3 protein-coding genes are annotated in these 4,569 nt (G+C 58.2%); all 3 read right to left on the reverse strand.

The window, feature by feature from the left end:
• Positions 1-215: 215 nt before the first annotated feature.
• On the reverse strand, positions 216-1,292 hold the full coding sequence (locus AB5758_RS09530; protein WP_368141767.1) for a DUF4179 domain-containing protein: 1,077 nt from the start codon (positions 1,290-1,292) through the stop codon (positions 216-218).
• A complete protein-coding gene (locus AB5758_RS09535) occupies positions 1,243-1,761 on the reverse strand; it encodes an RNA polymerase sigma factor (RefSeq protein WP_195364297.1) in 519 nt (172 codons plus the stop codon). The genes AB5758_RS09530 and AB5758_RS09535 overlap by 50 nt, the downstream gene beginning before the upstream one ends.
• A 201-nt stretch (positions 1,762-1,962) precedes the next feature.
• Positions 1,963-4,569 (reverse strand): DNA-directed RNA polymerase subunit alpha C-terminal domain-containing protein (locus AB5758_RS09540; RefSeq protein WP_368155532.1); only part of this gene is annotated, 2,607 nt, incomplete at its 5' end.

Here is a 4,569-nt window from a genome sequence, read left to right on the forward strand (position 1 = left end):
CAAACTTAAACAGCGGGCCGCCCGGACCGGGAATCCGACGTGCTTGTCGGGGCAACGTTCCCTTCCAAATAGGGACAGGTTTATTTTGGTCGGTTTTATCTGGGGAAACGTCGCGCTCCAGCGGTGATCTGCTCTCATCTGTCGCATGGAAATCGGCGGCGTTTCCATTTAACGCAAAAGAGGCCGCTTCCCCTAGTAGGAAGCGACCCCAAATCTTACGAATAGACGATGGTAAAGGGCTCTTTCGTTTCGGTCTCTCCTGTTGACGTGCACCTCGTGCCCTCAAGCGTTACTGAGACCACTTGATCGACATCAATCAACTTCGTTGGCACCCAGATGTTCTCTCCGCTATTGCGCCCATAAGAAAAATATAAGTTGAACACCCCTGCGTCGTCATCTTCGATAATCTGCTCCGATCCATCCTTGTAGCTGACGGTCAGCTTATTATCAACTGCTTCATAGCCCAAATCATCGATGTGCGTCTGGATGGAAAACGGGCTAATCTCAAGAGGCGAGTCACCGGAGCGGAGTTCCTTTGTATCGACGTACGCTCCAATATTGAACTCGGGTGTCGACGCCTCAAACCGCCTCGCACTCTCACCTTCACCCTCGGTCCAATGGATATTCCAGGTGACAGCATGTTGCAAATCTCGCTCGCGATCCATAGCGGCAAAGTACATCGTGCCATTAATGACAGTATCGCTTGATGTGTCCTTATCAATTGTGCTGCGTGTGTCAGGCCATTCCTCGCCGAACTTCATATCGGGCGTGCCGATGCCCTGCTCTTCTTCACCATAGAGAACAAGTTCGCCAATCTCTGCTGCTGGCTTGTAGTAGTTAACTCCATTTGGATTGGACAACGTAAACGTCACGGCTCCGCAGCCGTTTTGGTCGATTGCCATCTCATGGATATCAAGCGTATAGCCGTTGCCCTCGACGGACAGATTAACCTCCTGGACTGCGCCTTCCAGGCTTTGGGGCGCGATGCCATCGCCAAACTCTCTGGTGTAGGTATATTTAGTTCCCGATGAGCCGCCGTTGGTCCAGGTAATAGAATCCCCGTTGCCGTGGTTTCCCCAGGCAGAGGCAAAATAGCTGGAATTGACGACGGCGTAGGCGACCCCTCCGGTCGCCAGCACTCCGGCAAGGCATCCGATCACGGCAACATACAGAGGCTTCGCGTGACCCTTTCGGCGAAGCGGCTCACCAGCAGCGGCATAAAGAACACGGTCAGCAAGATCGCTATCGGCTTGGACGGACTCGAAGGCCTGCTTGATTTGATTGGATTTCACGGTCGCCCTCCTCTAGGATGAACTTGAGCTTCGATCTGCCGCGAGCCAAACGCGTTCGAACAGTCGCGGCTGGCACATGCAATAACTCGGCAATCTCTGAGGTCGAAAAGCCCAGATAGTAATAGAGCATGATGGGAACACGGAATCGTTCCGGAAGTCGCATAACGTCTGACAGGACCGCCTTGGTCTCCTCCTGCGCCGTCGAAAGCGAATCGGCCAGGTTCTCAATATCCTCCACACGCCTCCATGGCTTTCGAAAGAGAGATTTGCATTCATTGATCGTGACCCGGATAAGCCATCGACGAAGATGTTCCCAGCTTTCAAATTGGGCATCGCTTTTGAGTAACTTCAGAAAGACGTCTTGAGCGACATCGTCGGCATCGGCACGATCGCGCAGATACGTCAATGCGATTCGAAACACGACATCACGGTGATCCTCGACCGCCTGTCTAAATGCTTGTTCTTCCATAATCACCTCCCGGTGATGCTGATGTATCCTGCTGAGGCCCTCACCATAGATACGCTTTGACCGAACGGAATGTTTCAAATTCAAGCATGAATAACCTACCAAATTAAACCTGTCCCTTATTGGCAGGTTTTCTTCAGCAAAAAAGGCCCGCTCCCCTGTTGGGAAGCGGGCCTTTATAAGGGCGGTTAACGTACTAGGAAATTACTCCTCGTCGTTGTCCTTGGCCTCTTCGGCGTCGTCGGTGTCCACGAGCTGGTTGAGCAGCTCGTCGAGGGAAGCCATGTCCTCGTTGATCGCGCCGTTGGCGGGAGCCTTCTTGTCGTCGATCGGGGCGCCCAAGAGCTCCTCGTCGGCGTCGGCGTGATGCGTCGGAGCGGAGGTACCCAGCAGGATATCGTCCGGACCGTCGGGGCTAAAGACCATCTGCAGCAGCTGCGAGAGGTCTTCCTCGTCGGCAACGTCGTCGTTGTTCTCGAGGATGTAGAGCAGATCGTGGGCCTCGAGGCCGTCACGGAGCTCCTCGATCGCCTTGGCACCGATGCCGTCGATGCGCAGCAGATCCTCCTCGGACTTGCCGACCAGGTCGCCGACCGTCTCGATGCCGACCTCGCTGAACTTGTTGGTCCAGCGCTGCGACACGCCCAGGTCGTCGAACAGGTACAGACGAGCCTTCTCGGCGGAGATGGTGTGACCATTGCGGGTGAACGAACCGTCAGCACCGCCGAACTCGTCGTAGCCGGCCCAGTCGAGCTGCTGCGGGAGTTGCTCGTCCAGGTCCTTGAGCTCCACAGGAGCCCACTCGGGCAGCGACTTGGCGTTGGGCGAAGCCGGGCCGTCGATGTCCACGTAGCCGTCGGCCGTGCGATACGTCAGCTTGGCGTTGGCGTACGGCTTGAGGCCGGTACCAGCAGGGATCTTCTTACCGACGATGACGTTGGACTTAAGGTCGAGCAGGTGATCGACCTTGCCCTCGATGGCAGCCTCGGTAAGGACGCCGGCGGTACGGATGAACGAAGCGCTCGACAGCCAGGAGTCGATGTTGGACGCGACCTTGAGCGTACCCAGGATGACGGGCTCGGCCACAGGAGCCTGACCGCCCAGACGGGCAACGCGCTCGACCTCGTCGGCGAACTCGTAGCGGTCGACGTACTGACCAAGCAGGTACTTGGAGTCACCGGGGTTGGTGATCTGAACGCGACGCAGCATCTGACGTGCGAGCACCTCGATGTGCTTGTCGTTCAGGTCGACGCCCTGACTGGTGTAGACGTCCTTGACGCTCTCGACGAAGGTGTGCATCGTCGACTCGATGTCGGTCAGCTTGCGCAGGTTGCGGAAGTTGACGAAGCCCTTGGTGATCTGGTCGCCGGCGCGAACCTCGCAGCCGTCCTCGATCTCGGGCATAAAGCGCACCGAAGCGGGGACGCGACGCTCGTCGAGGACACGGGTGTGATCCTCGGAGTCGGTGAGCGTCAGCACGTACTCGGACTTCTCGGGCTTAATCGAGAGGTGACCGGAGTACGGAGCCAGCTCGGCCTCGCGACCCAGGATCTTCTCGTTGACGTTGCCGACGATATCGAACATACGGCTGACCGTAGGCAGACCCTGCGTAATATCGTCGACGCCAGCGACGCCGCCGGAGTGAATGGTACGCATCGTAAGCTGCGTACCGGGCTCACCGATGGACTGGGCGGCAATAATGCCGACCGCGGTACCGATGGCGACCGGACGACGGGTGGAAAGATCCCAGCCGTAGCACTTCTGGCACACGCCGTACTTGGAGCGGCAGGTGAGCAGCGCGCGAAGCTTGACCTTCTTGAGGCCCGCATCGACCATCTTCTGGATGTCGGCGACCTTCTCGATGTAGCCGTCCTGCTCAAAGAGCACGGTGCCATCGGGAGCCACGACGTCCTCAATGAAGCAACGGCCGACGAGGTCGGTGTTGAGGTCGGTGGTGCCGGGGATGATGAGGTTGTAGGTGACGCCCTCGTGCGTACCGCAGTCCTCCTCGCGGACGATGACGTCCTGGGCCACGTCGACCAGACGACGGGTCAGGTAACCAGAGTCCGAGGTGTGGGATGCGGTATCGACCAGGCCCTTACGGGCGCCGTAGGTCGAAATGAAGTACTCGAGCGGCAGCAGGCCCTCGCGGAAGTTCGCCTTAATGGGAAGGTCGATCGTCTCGCCGGACATGTCTGCCATCAGGCCACGCATGCCGCCGAGCTGACGCAGCTGGGTCTTAGAACCACGGGCGCCGGAGTCGGCCATCATGTACAGCGGGTTCTCCTCGTCGAACATATCGAGCATGAGCGCTGCAACCTTGTCGGTACAAGCGGTCCACTCGTTAACGACTTCGATGTGGCGCTCCGTCTCGTTGATGAAGCCCTCCTCGAAGTACTCGTTGATCTGGTCGACGTTGGCCTGGGCGCGGTCGAGCAGCTCCTGCTTCTCGGCAGGGATGAGAGCGTCCCACACCGAGATGGTGAGGCCGGCGCGGGTAGCGTAGTGGAAGCCGGAGTACTTGATGGCGTCGAGGATCGGGCCGACCTTGGCCTCGGGGTAACGATCGCAGCAGTCGGCAACCAGCTTGGCCACGTCGCCCTTGACCATCTTGTAGTTCATGAACTCATAGTCTTCGGGCAGGCACTGGCGGTTGAAGATGATGCGGCCGATAGAGGTCTCGAAGCGCGCGGTCTTATTGCCGGTGACATCGTAGTCGACAAACTCGTTCTTGCCGTTCTTGACGCGGAAGATACGGGTGCCGTCCTCATTGATGACGTTGGCATCGGCAGCGGACACGCGGACCTGGAT

Origin of the sequence: Collinsella aerofaciens (assembly GCF_040926405.1) — a bacterium.
In the GTDB taxonomy this organism is placed as follows: domain Bacteria; phylum Actinomycetota; class Coriobacteriia; order Coriobacteriales; family Coriobacteriaceae; genus Collinsella.